Raw genomic sequence first — 14,007 nt, forward strand, 5'->3', positions numbered from 1 at the left:
TCGAAATTAGAATTTTTACATTTCTGATTTTCAAATTTCTATTTCTACGCCTATAGTAGGGTATACGTTCACAAGATTGGCAAAGGAGCCACGATGAGTACTATCACTGCGGTGAAAACGTATGACTTTCGTTTTCCCACTTCTCTGACCCTGTCAGGGTCGGATGCCATGAACAAGGACCCCGACTATTCGGCCGCCTATGTGGAAATACACACCTCGGCTGACGACGGCATCAAAGGTTGTGGTCTGGTCTTCACCATCGGACGAGGCAACGATGTTGTTTGCAGAGCCATAGATTCCATAGGAGAGACTCTGCGTGGCCTAGAGGTTGAACGTCTGCTGGACAGCATGGGTCTGGCCTGGGACCTATTGGTCCATGACTCACAGCTGCGCTGGCTGGGGCCCGAAAAGGGAGTCGAGCACATGGCCATTGGCGCACTGCTGAGCGCCCTCTGGGACATGAAAGCCAAAAGGGCGAGAAAACCCTTGTGGTTGCTGCTGGCTGAAATGGATCCTGAGGATCTTGTCAGCACATTGGACTTTCGATATCTGTCTGACGCCCTGCGCCCCGAGGAGGCCATAGACATCCTCAAGGATGGGCAATCCGGCAAGCAGGAGCGCATCGAGGACATTCGCCAGCACGGGTACCCCGGTTATTCGACAGCACCAGGCTGGCTTGGCTACAGCGACGAAAAAATGGTGGAGATCGCCAAACGAGAGACGCAGGAGAAGGGCTTTAAGCAAATCAAGCTCAAGGTAGGCCAGAACCTCGATGATGACATACGCCGTCTGGGACTGGCCAGGGATGCCATCGGTCCCGACGTCCGCCTGGCCGTCGACGCCAATCAGGTCTGGGATGTCCCTCAAGCCATTGATTGGATCAACCATTTCCATGACTTCGACCTGGCATGGGTCGAAGAGCCCACCAGCCCCGACGACATCATCGGCCACGCAACCATTGCCAGAGCCATCAATCCCATACCCGTGGCAACCGGCGAACAGATGCAGAACCGCATCATGTTCAAGCAGTTCCTTCAGGCCAACGCCTTCGGCATCATGCAGATCGACGCCACCAGAGTGGCGGGCCCCCAGGAGATAGTTCTGGAATACCTGCTGGCTCGCAAGTTCCACAAAATAGTCTGCCCCCACGCCGGCGGGGTCGGATTGTGCGAGATGGTCTGCCACTTCGCCATGTTCGACTACGCAGCCGTCTCCTGCACCACACAGGGCCGAATGATCGAATACGTAGACAACCAGCACGAATATTTCGTGAACCCCGTACGTATCAGCCAAGGCATGTATCAGGCACCGACCGCTCCCGGCAATGGAGCCGAAATGACCGTGGAAACCGCACAGCGCTACCTGCACCAGGAGTGAGAGCGGCCCACCTCAATCAAAATCCAGTCCAATCACTGGACCTCTAACAAATCATCCATCCATATAGACAAAGGAGTTCTCATGGATCTGCATCTCAAGAACAAGGTATTCATCATCACCGGCGGCTTCAAGGGCATCGGCAGGGGCATCACTCTACAACTGGCCCAGGAGGGTGCCATAACCGCAGTCATAGACCGTGACGAGTCAGCCAGGGACCAGTTCTGCAAAGACATCGAGGCCTATACCGATACCTACCGGACCTTCATTTTGGATCTGAATGACACCGACGGCATAGCCCCCATTGTGGAGCAGGTACACAAGGAATTCGGCCATATCGATGGCATAGTCAATAACGCTGGAGTCAACGACAACAAGGCTTTGGAAACCACTGACTGGCGGGAGTTCGAGCGTTCCGTACACGGCAATCTCACCCACTACTACGAACTCATGCATGCCTCTTGTGCCTACCTCAAGGAAAGCCACGGATCCGTCATCAACATCACCTCCAAAACCGCTGTGACCGGTCAGGGCAAGACCAGCGCCTATGCAGCAGCCAAGGGCGGGGTTCTGGGCCTGACCAGGGAATGGGCTGCGGCCTTGGTCCATGATGACGTACGAGTGAATGCCATCGTGGTCTCGGAATGCTGGACCCCGCTCTATGCCGACTGGATCAAAACCTTTGGCGATGAAAAGGCCCAGCAGGCACGCCTGTCGGTCATCACAGACAAGATTCCTCTGGAGCATCGCATGACCACACCCGAGGAGATTGGGAACACCGCCACCTTCCTGCTCTCTGATCGCGCATCCCACACCACCGGCCAATGGGTATTCGTTGATGGCGGATACGTCCACCTGGACCGGGCACTGAATTGAGCTCTGACATGGAAAATACAAATACGCGAAACAAGGGCGGGTCCAAGGCAACCGTCGCTATAACCCTGGTCATCGGACTCTTCTTCATTTGGGGATTGACCATGAATCTGGTCAACGCCCTCAACAGCCCATTCAGCAACTACATGGAGCTGAACAGCACCCAGGCATCGCTGCTGCAGGTGGCCTACTATGGAGCCTACTTCGTCATGGCCATCCCAGCCGGAATCATCTCCAAGCGCTTCGGTTACAAGGGCGGGGTCATCTCCGGACTGATACTGTTCGCGGTTGGGGCATTCATCGTGGTGCCAGCCACAAATATGGCCAGCTACGGGCTCTTCTTATTCGCCATGTTCGTGGTAGCGCTGGGAGCCTCCTCGCTGGAGACCAACTGCAACCCTTACGTCACCAAGCTGGGCGACGAAAAAGGCGAATCCTTCAGACTCAATCTGGCACAGAGCTTCAACGGCGTCGGCAACGTGGTAGGGCCTCTGATTTTGGGCAGAGTCCTGTCCAAAACCCTGACCCCAAAAGAGCCGGGCTTTGAGCAAGCCAAGGTCAAGTTCCTGTCAGATACCAGAATGATCTATATCGTCATCGGCATCGTCCTGCTGCTGGTGTTAGCTGTCTTCATCGTCTTCAAACTGCCAACACCACCCGGCGATGACGAGCAGGAAGGGAAAACTGGCACCGGTTCCGGCACCTCAAGCCTGCTGAAACGCCCTTACTTCGTACTGGGCGTGATCGCCGAGTTCATCTTTATCGGCTTGCAGGTGGCTGGCATGGCCATGTTCTCCGCTTATGCTCTCAAACACTGGGGTGCCGGCATCACCGCCGGTCTGGCTGCCACACTGTTGGCCTTGCTGTCGCTGCTGTTCACCCTTGGACGGTTCCTGACCACTCCGTTAATGACCAAATTCGATGCCGGCAAGATACTGGGCATCTACATGTGCGTCACAGCCGTGCTGATGGTTCTGGTATTCCTAGGTCTGGGACGATTCTCGGTCATCTGCTTCCTGGTTGCCTATCTGTTCATATCGATCGGCTACCCCACCATCTTCTCGCTGACGCTCAAGGGCATCAGGGGCAACGACGCCAAGACCGGCTCTTCGGCGCTGGTCATGAGCATCGTCGGAGCAGCCCTGATCCCGCTGCTGCTGGGTGCCATTCAGGATGCCATGGGCATCGAAATCGCCATGCTGGTGACCGTGCCCGGATTCCTCTACATCGCCTGGTATGCCTTCCGCGGGTGCCGCATAGGTCTTAAGCAGGGAGCCTGACATGACACGACAACTACAGGTCATCGATGCTCACTTCCATATGTGGGATCTCGAACGGCAGCATCTGCCTTGGCTGGACGGAATGCCCTCACTGAACCGGAGCTTTCCCCTTCATGAGCTGGAAAACGAGTACGAGCAGCTGGGAGCGGAATTCCTGGGCGGAGTCTATGTGGAAGTAGACTCGGATGACCCCCTATTAGAGGACCGTTTGGTCTATGAGAACAATGACCCCAAGATTCTTGCCCGAATGCTCCGAGCCCAGGTAGGGCCCTATATGAGAGTGCCCATCAACGCTACGGGCATCAGAGAGCCACTGCATACTGACTCTGCCCCTCGCGGCCGTTGCATGGAACCCTCCTTCATCGCTGGGCTCCGCGCCATGGCTGATAAGGGCCTGCCCTTTGAGCTATGCAACCGGGGGGCAGAACTGCCGGACATGGCTCAGGCTTTCTCTCAGGTTCCTTCCCTGACTGTCATCATGGACCATCTGGGCAACATGCCCGACTTGTCGCCGGCCTGCAGAAAGGCCATGCAGGCCATGGCGGCCCTGCCGCACTGCTATATCAAGGTGTCAGGCGACTTGCCGGTCGATCGCGACATCGTCGCCTTCGTCAGGGACACATTTCCCCCGGATAGGATCCTCTATGCCTCCAACTGGCCGGTCGTCACCGTGCACTCCTCACTCAGGGAACACTGGCAACTGATGCTGGACATCTTTGGCCCTGATGAGGACTTCTTCAAGCACAATGCCATGAGGGCCTATGGGATCGATGCCGATATGCTTACTGTGGAAGGGTGAACATGAGCACGTCATCAGCCAAATTCGAGGGAATATTTTGCCCGTCGATAACCGTCAGCGACGATCAAGGAGTCATCGACACCGACCTGTGGGGACGACATCTGGACCATCTGATCCAGGCTGGCATTAATGGGGTGCTCCTGTTCGGAAGCATCGGCGAGTTCTATGCCTATGATCTCCAAGAGAAGCGCTCAGCCCTGCAATTCGCCGTCGACCATATACGGGGGCGCATGAAGGTATTCGTCGGAGTAGGCGACACTGACATGGACCGGGTTTGGGATCTGACCAAGTTTGCCGGACAAATCGGCGCCGATGCCGTGGTGGCTGTCAGCCCCTATTATTTCGGCCCTTCGGAACCGACTGCTTACAGGTATTTCACCAGCATCGCCCAGGCCTCGGCTGTGCCGGTGATCCTCTACAACTTCCCGGCTCGTACTGGCAACGACTGCTCCCCGGAGTTGGTCGCTAAACTGGCCCAGGAATGTCCAAACATCGTTGGCATCAAAGACACCGTGGACACAATCAGCCACACACGTCGAGTCGTATCGGCAGTCAGACGTGTCAGCCCTGGATTCTCGGTGTTCTCCGGATTCGACGAATACTATATGGTCAATCGTATCTGCGGAGGCAACGGTGTTTTATCGGGCCTGACCAACGTGGAGCCGGAAACCTTCGTTGCCATGCATCAGGCCTATCAAGAGGGCGATTACCGGACTGCGCTAGACAAGGCCCGACGCATCAACCACCTGATGGCGATTTACGACACTGCGGATTTGTTCGTGTCTGCCATCAAGGGAGCTGTGCGACTGCAGGGTCTGCCCATCAGCACACGCATCCGCGAACCAGCCATGCAGATTGATGACGATCAGATGAAACAGATCGAAACCATACTGCGTAGTTGAGCTTTCGTCTGTTAGATCGAACTGGGCCTGAGGAAAGGAACATACCCTTCCTCAGGCCCAGTTGTTTGCCTGTCAGCGATCAGACCAGCTTGCGCTCGTAAGGATCGGAGCTGATGCCGGCGGCCACGATGTCGCGGCTCCACTGCTTGGCCGAGAAGAGCGAATGGTCGCGGTAGTTGCCGCAGGAGGTGATCTCGGTGCCGGGCACATCGTCCCAGGTGGCCTTGTCGGCGATGAACTCCAGCGACTCCTTCAGGGCCTTGGCCACATCCTCGGTCGAATGACGGCCCCAGGCAAGCAGGTGGAAGCCCGTCCGGCAGCCGAAAGGCGAGCAGTCGATGTAACCGGGGATGCGCTCGCGCAGGAGCACGGCGATGGTGTGCTCGATGGTGTGCAGCCCGGCAGTTGGAATGGCGTTCTGGTTGGGCTGGACCAGACGGAGATCATAGTTGGAGATGATGTCTCCTTGAGGCCCTTTCTCCTCGTCGATCAGACGAACGTAGGGCGCCTTGACCTTGGTGTGATCCAGCTGGAAGCTCTCTACAATAGGTTTGTCAGCCATTGTTATTTCCTTTCCTGTCGGGCGCCCGGTATGAAAGGCAACCTTGATGAAGTCGTGTATGTCTCATGGTAGGCCGACCTACCTATCAGATTCGGCAGTGCCCCTGACCACATCCACCCCTCTTCTGGCCGAAAACTCGGAGATGACACCCATGAACTGTGGCCCATACTGCTCCAGCTTGTGCTGTCCCACCCCATTGACGGCCAGGAAGGTTGCATCATCAGCCGGACGAAGACGGCACATATCGCGCAGTGCCTTGTCGGAGAAGACAATGTAGGGAGGCTTGCCGATCTTGCGGGCTATGCTGGTCCGCAGGTCGCGTAGCTTCTGGAAAAGTTCCTCATCCTCTGGGCTGGCATCGCTAGCAGCGGCCTGATCGAGACCATCATCGTCGACAGTTGAAGAGGATCTGCCGCCGTAGACCTTGCCCGAGGCGCGTGGGCGTTCCGTCCGCTTGATCTCGTAATGGAAGTTCGGACTGACCGTCTGCGCGGCCTTGGGCCCGAAATGGACCATGGGCAACCGCCCTTCGGTGATATACAGATACCCGTCCGAGGCCATCTGGTTGAGCACGTCACGGATTCGCGCCTCTGGAACCTGATCCAGAGCGCCATAGCTAGGGCACCGATCCAACCCTCGCCGAAGAAGATCCTGCGAGCGCGAACCCCGGAGAATCTGGGCGATCTTGCCGGAGCCGAATCCCTGGTTCACATCATGCACGCACCTGCTGATGGCACGGGCCACATCGCTGACGTCGATGGTCGTGAAGGTGCTCAGACAGTTGGAACAGTTCTGGCAGCCGCCGCTGCCCGTGTCAGGATGCCCGACTGGGACGGATTTGCCCTTATCGGCCTCTGCAGGCGAAAGACCTGCGGCCGCCTGATCCACCTCCTCGCCGAAGTAGCGCAACATGTACTGGTGAAGGCAGCCGGTGGTCCTGCAGTAGCCGATCATGACGTTGAGCAGACGCCGGTGTTCGGCCCTGACCGCTTCAGCCTGCTCACCGGTCATTCTGTCGTTGCCGTTGTCCATGTCCAAGAGGCGCCTGCGGGTGACGATGTCGCTCTCGTTCCACAGCAGGGAGCAACGGGCTGGCTCGCCGTCACGTCCCGCTCTGCCGGCCTCCTGGTAATAGGCCTCGATGCTCTCAGGCATATTGTGATGAATGACATAACGTACGTTGGACTTGTCGATGCCCATGCCGAAGGCATTGGTAGCCACGACCACCTGCACCTTGTCGTTGACAAAGTCCCGTTGAGCCTGCTCCCTGTCCTGGGCATCCATGCCAGCGTGGTAGCTGACAGCGCTGACACCGGCCTTGGTCAAATCATCGGCTAGGGCTTCGGTCTCCTTGCGGGTGGCGCAGTAGACGATGCCTGAGTCGTTTCCATGCTTCAGGGCGTACTGGACCACCCAGCGATTCTTGTATTTGCTCTCCAGCTTGATCACGTCGAAGAAGAGGTTGGGCCTGTCGAATCCCGTCACCGCCACGTAGGGGTCGTCCAAGCCCAGCATGTATACGATGTCGCGCCGAACCTTCTCGGTCGCCGTAGCAGTGAAGGCTGCCACCGTGGGCCGGTGAGGCAGGGATCTGATGAAGTCGCCAATGCCCAGGTAGGCAGGGCGGAAGTCCTGACCCCACTGGGATACACAGTGGGCCTCATCCACAGCCAGCAGGGAGATCCTCGTATGCTGGGCGAATTCCCTGAATCTGGGGGCGTCCAGCCGCTCTGGAGCCACATAGAGGATCTTGCTGCGCCCTTGTGCAGCCTGAGCCAGGGCCAGGGACTGCTCATCCATATCCTGGGTGGAATTAACGAATGAGGCCTGTATGCCGGCATCCTCCAACCCGTCCACCTGGTCCTTCATCAGGGAGACCAAGGGAGAGATGACGATGGTCAGACCGTCCAGAAGGGTGGCAGGAATCTGATAGCAGATGGACTTGCCGGCCCCGGTCGGCATAACACCCAGGCAGTCCTGCCCGTTCAGGATAGCCTTGACCAAATCCTCCTGACCCGGGCGAAAGGACTCATACCCGAAATACCGCTTCAGCGCCTGCCCTGCATCCTGGATGTCCACCATGGTTCCCCAGTCTATTGCCCCGGCAGGCGTCAAGCAGTGGGCGAACGACCATGTGGTCAATCGTCGCTGGAATTCTTAGCTATCCTGCCACTAACCCAGAATGCTGAGCCCCTGGATAGCTGGTAGCTGCCGACGGCTGGTGAGCCAGTAGCTGAACAGGATGCATATGGCGGAGAAGACTAATGTGAAGACCACTTGGGGCCAGAGTAAATACACGGTGACGTATCCCCATAAATCAACATTCATGAAGGGGCTTAAGGTCTTGTACATCCAATGGCCGCGCATAAGGTTGATCATCTGAACCGCCATTTGCTGCCACCCCCAGAAATTCCAGCCGGAAATCGAATGCCAGAAACCAACACAGATCAACAGCCCTACCAGCAGCAGACATCTGCCTTTTCGATCAAGACGGGCGGCCAGGTCACCCAGCACCTGGCCAAGCAGAACGAAGGCTACCTGCACCATAAAGACATGCAGCGCCAGAGCCAGCCAACGGGACGGCTGCTGGGCATACGACTGGTTAAAGCATGACACACTCCAGGGATCAAGAGTCAGTCTCCAAGGCGAACAGCCCTGTACGAGAAACCTTTGGTAACTTTCTGTAAAGGGCATCCATCCGATTTGGCCTAGGCTGCTGATAATCGCGACCACGATCATGAAAGTGCTTGTCGCCAGGGCCATGACCACATTGGAGATGATCTGGGTCCATGCGATTGTGGACCGGGTCACAGCATTGGAGATCAAGGGCCGGAAAGTCGTCAGTGAGCAGACAAAGGCGGTGGCCATGAGCACCATCTCGGTGAACAGACCGGTGAACCCGGAGCCCAAGGGGATGAACCCCATAACCCCCAGAGCGAGGACGAGGGCCCAAAGCAAAAAGACGATCAGCCTCGGCATCACCTGTACGCGCAGGGCCATCCGGGTCTGCACCGCAGGCGACAGGAAGCGCTTGATTTGAGCCCAGCCTTCAGCAGGTCCAGCACCCAGGTCGGGGCTGTCAGACCCCGGCTTGGTCTTCGTCCGCACTACCCCCGCAACTTGCGTGTTATTCATTGTGCCGCTCCTTCCGTTATCTGGACGAAGTAGGTCTGCAGATCCATGGGAGCGACAATTAGCCCCTTGGGCTGCTCGTCGGTCACCGGCCCCTCGAAGCTGACGCGCAGCAGGTCGCCGATGCGCTGCCTGCCAAGCAGCTTTGGGTCGCCCTGTGCAAGGTAGCCCTCCACGTCACGCGGACGGCCAGTGACAGTGGTCCCCAGACCTGACAGATCATCCACGCTGAAAGATCGCAGGACCCGCCCCTGGTCGATGATCGTGGCGCGGAAGATGAGCTGGCTGACCTCGTTGATGATATGGGTAGCGATGATCATGGTCGGTCCGCGGCGCTGATAGGACTCCAGAAGGAAGGAGTAGATCCTCTCCCTGGCCGCCGCATCCATTCCTGTCGTCGGTTCATCCAGAATGAGATATTCCACAGGCAGGCAGAGTCCGATGAGGTCCTTGACCACCTGACGCTGCCCCGTGGAAAGGGAGACAAAAGTGTCAGTGGGCCTCAATGCGAAGCTCTTAAGAATACGCTCAGCCAAGTGCCAGTCGAAACCGCCGTAAAACCCCTCGGCCATGGCAAATGCCTGTCTAATGTGCCGTCGGGATGGATAGGGCCAGGTTTCGTTGACCAAAGCCACTCGGCGAACGATTCTTGAGTCGCTGACCAGATCGCTTCCATCCAGGTGGATCAGCCCCTGGTCAGGAAGTGCCCTGCCCGCCATCAGATTGCACAGGGTGGACTTGCCGGCCCCGTTCCGCCCGAAGAGTCCGTATATCTTGCCGGGCTCAAAGCAGAGCGAGATCTCATCCAAGGCCTTCAGCTTTCCGTACGATTTGTCCACCTTGGAAACTGTCAGACTCATTGGTAGACCCTTTCTATGATGGCGTCCAAGTCCTCACGGGATACGTCCAGAGCCTTGGCTTCTTCGACCAGATCCTGGAACCTTCCGTTCAGGAGTTCCCTCCTGCGACGCTCACGAACGCTCCGCCCCGCACCGACAGTGACAAACATGCCCAGCCCCCGCCGTTTCTCCAGAAGGCCCCGGTCGACCAGCAGGTTCATCCCCTTGAGGACTGTGGCCGGGTTGATCTGGTAGGCAGTCGAGATTTCCGTGGTGCTGGGAATCCTTTCACCATCGGCGACCAGTCCCTCGGCTATGGCTTCGGTCAACCGGTCTGCCACCTTCACGAAAACCGGCCGACCATCCGGTATTTCGATCGCCATCGTTTGACCGCCTTGTCTGCCTTGATTCGGGGCGTCGAATTAGGATCTGCATTACTGTTTATTACTTAGTTACTTGAGTAACTAACCAACAGTCTACGATTTGCTCTACCAACCGTCAAATCAGGCGCAGTCTTTAACCGTCCGTTTTCTCTGCACAGATGCTCTCGCTGCCCTCCTTCATTCCGTCAAGGACGGGCATGCACTCATATAATTTTGCTTGGCCAGAATGCCGATGAGCACCGGTACCTATAGGGTCGCAGCTGCCAGTAGCTGACGGGTATAAGACTGACTGGGGTGATCGAGGATGGCTTTCACAGGCCCCTCCTCCACCACCTTTCCTTGACTGAGCACCATGACCCTGTCCGCGATGTGCTGAACCACGCCCAAATCATGGGAGATGATGATCATGGACATGCTATTTGACGGATTGCTCTGCTTTCTGGACTGAGCCATGATGGACTGAAGGGTATGAAGAATCCCGACGCGCGCCGAGACGTCAATGGCGCTCATGGGCTCATCGGCCAAGAGTATCCGGGGCTTGACAACAAGGGCCCGGGCTATGGCCGCCCGCTGAGCCTGGCCTCCGGACAGATCGGAGGGATAAGCCGTCATGATCGCGCCTGGGTCAAGCTGAACCTCTGACAAGACCTTGGCCACCCGATCAGCAAGGTCTGTCCCATCTTGACGACGATGCCATAGGTGCCCACTCCCCCTGCGCCTGGCAGCCAGAAGAGGTTCGGCGACTGACCGGCCGATGGTCCACCGCGGGTCGAGGGAGGTGAAGGGGTTTTGAAAGACCAGAGCAGAGTCTTGGGCAAGCGCCTTGGCGGCCGGGGAACCGTGGAGAACCGGTCTGCCCTGATATGTCACCTGCCCGGCATCAGGCCTCAACTGACCTAGGAGCAGACGGGAAAGCGTGGTCTTCCCTGAACCGGACTCCCCTATGATCGCCAAGCACTCCCCCGGCAGGAGGGAAACATCGATGCCGTCAACTGCAGCTTCTCCATTGCCGGTGGAGGCATAGACCTTGGTCAGGCCCTCCCCGATCAGGATCGGATCGGCATGTGCACCGTCAGTCAGCCTCATGCTTGCCTCCATCTGTGCTCAGCGTCAACTCTCTGGCCGCTCGCACCAGGGTCCTGCCCTGCGGACTGGATGGACTACGCAGAATGCTCTGCGTCTGCCCGCTTTCCACCACTCGCCCTGCATCGAGGATGTAGCAGTAATCGGCAACCCGGGCCAGGACGGAGAAATCATGGGTGATGAACAGCAGGGAGGCCCCGCTCTGGTCGACCAAGGAGACCAACAGGTCCACAATCTGCCGCTGGGTTATGGCATCCAGGGCCGTGGTCGGCTCGTCTGCCAGAATCAGTCTGGGCTTGGTGACCAGGGCCGTGGCTATGGCCGCCCGCTGCTGCTGTCCCCCGGACAGCTCATGCGGATAGGATCCAGCCAGATCCGCATCCAACCCGACCTGGGCCAATATCTCCATGACCCGCCTGCGCCGTTCCTGGACGCTCAGACGGTAGTGGCGGCGAAGAGGCAGCTCAACCTGGCTGTAGACCTTCTTTACCGGGTTCAGGGCCGTGGAAGGATTCTGAAAGATCATGCCCATCCGGGAACCGCGCAGATCCGCCAGGGACCGGTCGTCCGAACCGAGAATCTGGAGCCCGTCCACCAGAATGGATCCCGACAGGGAGGCCGTCAGTGGTGTGGTGCCCAAAACGCTGCGGGCGATCATCGACTTTCCGGAGCCTGAGGAGCCGATCAGGCCTACCCGCTGGCCGTCCCCGACTTTGAGGTCCACCTGGTCGAGAATGGTGCGGCCATTGATGGACAGGCTCAGGCCGTCAATATTCAGCGACATGATTGGCCTCCCTCGCCTGTATGGACCGCATTCTCGACATGATGATCAGCGTCATCTGATTGCCCGGATTGAAGAGTGGACCGTCCGGCGGCAGCTACGGCAGCCCTGAGCCTGGGATTGGTAACCGGATCGATGGCATCACGCAGAGCGTCGCCGAACAGGTTCAGAGCTACCACCACCATGGTGACCGCCAGGCCGGGCCAGAGCACGGTCAGCGGAAAGACGTTGATGAACTTGACCGAGGTGGTCAGCGAGTGCCCCCAGGAGGGCAGACCGGAGGGAACACCCACCCCCAAGTAGGTCAACCCTGCCTCAGCCAGCACGGAGGTCCCCGCCGACATGGAAAGTTGCACGCACAGGACCGGAATGACATTGGGCACCAAATGAGTCAAGAAGATTCTGAAGGATCCGACCCCGCTATGCCGGGCGGATTGCACATAGTCCGACTCTGCCGCCAGGAGCGCCTGGGGTCGTACGATCCGGGCCAGGTTGAGTCCGTATCCGAACCCGCAGGCCACGACGACCACGGCGATGCTGGGGCCTAGGGGGACAGCCAGGATCAGGGCCAGCAGAACTGTGGGCAGGGAAATCAGGGCGTCGACCAGGACCACGACCGTCTGGGATATTCCAGAGCGGCGCGAGACCATGGCCATGACCAGAAGGAGCCCCAATAGGCCCGACAGGAGGACCGCCAGAAGGCTGATGTCCAGGTTGGTGGCCGATCCCGCCATCAGCCAGGAGAGAATGTCTGCCCCGGTGCCATCCGTTCCCAGCAGGTGGTCGCGGCTGGGGGCCTGCCAGATCCGGTACCCGTCGGTAGTCCAAATAGGAACCGGAGTCCAGAACCTGGAGACCAGGGAAACCAGGATCCACATGACCAGAACAATCATCGAGTATCGCCCCGAGGCCTTGCGCCACATGCTGGACAACACCACCCGCATCCGTCCGAAGAATCCCAGTTGGCCTGGGAATGTGGCCCTCAATCCCAGATAAGGCCTGTCTGCGTGTTCCCAGCTCATCAGTCAGCCACCTCCTGCCTGGCCGCACCTCGAAAACGCGGATCGATCAATCTATGGATAACGTCCACCAAGAGTCCCAGGAAGAGGAAGAAGGCCGCCAGCAGAAGCAGCTCGGACTGAACGGCCGGAAGATCCCGGTTGCCCACATCGGTGATCAGCATGGAGCCCAGCCCCGGCAGGGCGAACAGGTTCTCGCTGACCATGACCCCGGTGATCATCTCGGCCATGGTCAACCCGATCACCGAAACCAGCTGGGGGGAAGCCAGCCGCAGACCGATGCGCAGGGCGGCCTGGGTCCGGGTCATCCCGCAGGCCATGCCCATGTCCACATACCCCGAAGAGAGCATGTCGGCCAACAAGGAGCGGGTGTACCGCATGATGCCGGCGCCCACGATGATGCCGGTGGACAGAGCAGGCAGAATCAAAGCCGCCAGGGCCTGACCCGGCTGAGCCCAGCCGAGAGCAGGAAAGCCCTGGGAGGGCAGCAGACCAATCAGGCCACTGCCCTTGGCGAAGAGCATGATCAGCAGCAGTCCTGACCAGAGGGCGGGTACGGATCCGCCCACGATGGCGGCCATGTGGCTGAAGGACTGCATCCGTGGCGAGCGCGCCAGAGCGGCCGCGCAGCCCAGGGGAATGCCCAGCAGCAGGGCCACACCCAGCCCCAGAAGAATCAGCGGGAAGGTGATCTGGGCCCGGACACCAACCTGGGAGGCGATGGGACGGTTGGTCAGAATGGACCTGCCCAGGTCCCCTTGCAGAAAGCCGCTGATCCAGTCCAGATACTGCCTTGGGTAGGAGCGGTCCAGGCCCATCTGCCGACGCAGCCGGTCAACACGCGCAGGCGGAGCATCCAGCCCGGCCATGACGGCGGCCACGTCACCGGGCAGGATGCGCAGAGCCAGGAAGATCAGCAGGGAGATGCCCATCAGCGCCAAGATGAAGAGCACCAGGCGCCGCACTAGGAATTTGGCCAT

The 14,007-nt window shown here is 58.6% G+C and carries 14 protein-coding genes; 5 read left to right on the plus strand and 9 right to left on the minus strand.

Features of this window, described 5'->3' with window-relative positions; translation table 11 throughout:
- Nucleotides 1-93 precede the first annotated feature (93 nt).
- From ACUIAG_RS04225 to ACUIAG_RS04245, 5 genes are all read left to right on the plus strand, one after another.
- A complete protein-coding gene (locus tag ACUIAG_RS04225) occupies nucleotides 94-1,377 on the plus strand; it encodes an enolase C-terminal domain-like protein (RefSeq protein WP_045924700.1) in 1,284 nt (427 codons plus the stop codon).
- 81 nt (nucleotides 1,378-1,458) lie between these two features.
- On the plus strand, nucleotides 1,459-2,250 hold the full coding sequence (locus ACUIAG_RS04230; RefSeq protein WP_045924701.1) for an SDR family oxidoreductase: 792 nt from the start codon (nucleotides 1,459-1,461) through the stop codon (nucleotides 2,248-2,250).
- 8 nt (nucleotides 2,251-2,258) lie between these two features.
- Nucleotides 2,259-3,527 (plus strand): MFS transporter, encoded by a 1,269-nt coding sequence (locus ACUIAG_RS04235; protein WP_101432670.1) that lies wholly within the window; start codon nucleotides 2,259-2,261, stop codon nucleotides 3,525-3,527.
- Between the two features lies 1 nt (nucleotide 3,528).
- Complete coding sequence (locus tag ACUIAG_RS04240; RefSeq protein ID WP_445340291.1) at nucleotides 3,529-4,326, plus strand: amidohydrolase family protein; 798 nt, start codon at nucleotides 3,529-3,531, stop codon at nucleotides 4,324-4,326.
- A gap of 2 nt (nucleotides 4,327-4,328) precedes the next feature.
- Nucleotides 4,329-5,228, plus strand: coding sequence for a dihydrodipicolinate synthase family protein (locus ACUIAG_RS04245; protein WP_445340292.1), 900 nt, complete (start codon nucleotides 4,329-4,331; stop codon nucleotides 5,226-5,228).
- Nucleotides 5,229-5,307: 79 nt separating this feature from the next.
- On the opposite strand, the gene ACUIAG_RS04250 is transcribed toward ACUIAG_RS04245, so the two are convergent.
- From ACUIAG_RS04250 to ACUIAG_RS04290, 9 genes are all read right to left on the minus strand, one after another.
- Nucleotides 5,308-5,790, minus strand: a complete 483-nt coding sequence (locus ACUIAG_RS04250; RefSeq protein WP_015022202.1) for an S-ribosylhomocysteine lyase — start codon at nucleotides 5,788-5,790, stop codon at nucleotides 5,308-5,310.
- A gap of 78 nt (nucleotides 5,791-5,868) precedes the next feature.
- On the minus strand, nucleotides 5,869-7,872 hold the full coding sequence (locus tag ACUIAG_RS04255) for a RecQ family ATP-dependent DNA helicase (RefSeq protein WP_445340370.1): 2,004 nt from the start codon (nucleotides 7,870-7,872) through the stop codon (nucleotides 5,869-5,871).
- A 90-nt stretch (nucleotides 7,873-7,962) separates the two neighbouring features.
- Complete coding sequence (locus ACUIAG_RS04260) at nucleotides 7,963-8,790, minus strand: hypothetical protein (protein WP_445340293.1); 828 nt, start codon at nucleotides 8,788-8,790, stop codon at nucleotides 7,963-7,965.
- A gap of 131 nt (nucleotides 8,791-8,921) precedes the next feature.
- On the minus strand, nucleotides 8,922-9,782 hold the full coding sequence (locus ACUIAG_RS04265) for an ATP-binding cassette domain-containing protein (protein WP_445340294.1): 861 nt from the start codon (nucleotides 9,780-9,782) through the stop codon (nucleotides 8,922-8,924).
- Nucleotides 9,779-10,144 (minus strand): GntR family transcriptional regulator, encoded by a 366-nt coding sequence (locus tag ACUIAG_RS04270; protein ID WP_045924708.1) that lies wholly within the window; start codon nucleotides 10,142-10,144, stop codon nucleotides 9,779-9,781. The genes ACUIAG_RS04265 and ACUIAG_RS04270 overlap by 4 nt, the downstream gene beginning before the upstream one ends.
- A 246-nt stretch (nucleotides 10,145-10,390) precedes the next feature.
- Nucleotides 10,391-11,230: an ABC transporter ATP-binding protein gene (locus ACUIAG_RS04275; protein WP_445340295.1), complete on the minus strand. Its 840-nt coding sequence runs from the start codon at nucleotides 11,228-11,230 to the stop codon at nucleotides 10,391-10,393.
- The gene (locus ACUIAG_RS04280; RefSeq protein WP_445340296.1) at nucleotides 11,217-12,011 is read right to left on the minus strand and encodes an ABC transporter ATP-binding protein; all 795 of its coding nucleotides are present in this window, start codon (nucleotides 12,009-12,011) and stop codon (nucleotides 11,217-11,219) included. Before ACUIAG_RS04280 ends, ACUIAG_RS04275 begins: the two co-directional genes overlap by 14 nt.
- Nucleotides 12,002-12,952: an ABC transporter permease gene (locus tag ACUIAG_RS04285; protein WP_445340371.1), complete on the minus strand. Its 951-nt coding sequence runs from the start codon at nucleotides 12,950-12,952 to the stop codon at nucleotides 12,002-12,004. The genes ACUIAG_RS04280 and ACUIAG_RS04285 overlap by 10 nt, the downstream gene beginning before the upstream one ends.
- A gap of 77 nt (nucleotides 12,953-13,029) precedes the next feature.
- A complete protein-coding gene (locus tag ACUIAG_RS04290; protein WP_445340297.1) occupies nucleotides 13,030-14,007 on the minus strand; it encodes an ABC transporter permease in 978 nt (325 codons plus the stop codon).

Source organism: Bifidobacterium sp. ESL0825 (assembly GCF_052606465.1).

What these genes read in the sequence shown, in the direction of transcription:
- ACUIAG_RS04240 (WP_445340291.1), top strand. Translation starts at nt 3,529, where the DNA reads ATGACACGACAACTACAGGTCATCGATGCTCACTTCCATATGTGGGAT.
- ACUIAG_RS04285 (WP_445340371.1), bottom strand. Translation starts at nt 12,952, where the DNA reads ATGCGGGTGGTGTTGTCCAGCATGTGGCGCAAGGCCTCGGGGCGATAC.
- ACUIAG_RS04265 (WP_445340294.1), bottom strand. Translation starts at nt 9,782, where the DNA reads ATGAGTCTGACAGTTTCCAAGGTGGACAAATCGTACGGAAAGCTGAAG.
- ACUIAG_RS04235 (WP_101432670.1), top strand. Translation starts at nt 2,259, where the DNA reads ATGGAAAATACAAATACGCGAAACAAGGGCGGGTCCAAGGCAACCGTC.
- ACUIAG_RS04230 (WP_045924701.1), top strand. Translation starts at nt 1,459, where the DNA reads ATGGATCTGCATCTCAAGAACAAGGTATTCATCATCACCGGCGGCTTC.
- ACUIAG_RS04255 (WP_445340370.1), bottom strand. Translation starts at nt 7,872, where the DNA reads ATGGTGGACATCCAGGATGCAGGGCAGGCGCTGAAGCGGTATTTCGGG.
- ACUIAG_RS04245 (WP_445340292.1), top strand. Translation starts at nt 4,329, where the DNA reads ATGAGCACGTCATCAGCCAAATTCGAGGGAATATTTTGCCCGTCGATA.
- ACUIAG_RS04270 (WP_045924708.1), bottom strand. Translation starts at nt 10,144, where the DNA reads ATGGCGATCGAAATACCGGATGGTCGGCCGGTTTTCGTGAAGGTGGCA.
- ACUIAG_RS04250 (WP_015022202.1), bottom strand. Translation starts at nt 5,790, where the DNA reads ATGGCTGACAAACCTATTGTAGAGAGCTTCCAGCTGGATCACACCAAG.
- ACUIAG_RS04290 (WP_445340297.1), bottom strand. Translation starts at nt 14,007, where the DNA reads ATGGCCAAATTCCTAGTGCGGCGCCTGGTGCTCTTCATCTTGGCGCTG.
- ACUIAG_RS04225 (WP_045924700.1), top strand. Translation starts at nt 94, where the DNA reads ATGAGTACTATCACTGCGGTGAAAACGTATGACTTTCGTTTTCCCACT.
- ACUIAG_RS04275 (WP_445340295.1), bottom strand. Translation starts at nt 11,230, where the DNA reads ATGAGGCTGACTGACGGTGCACATGCCGATCCGATCCTGATCGGGGAG.
- ACUIAG_RS04260 (WP_445340293.1), bottom strand. Translation starts at nt 8,790, where the DNA reads ATGGCCCTGCGCGTACAGGTGATGCCGAGGCTGATCGTCTTTTTGCTT.
- ACUIAG_RS04280 (WP_445340296.1), bottom strand. Translation starts at nt 12,011, where the DNA reads ATGTCGCTGAATATTGACGGCCTGAGCCTGTCCATCAATGGCCGCACC.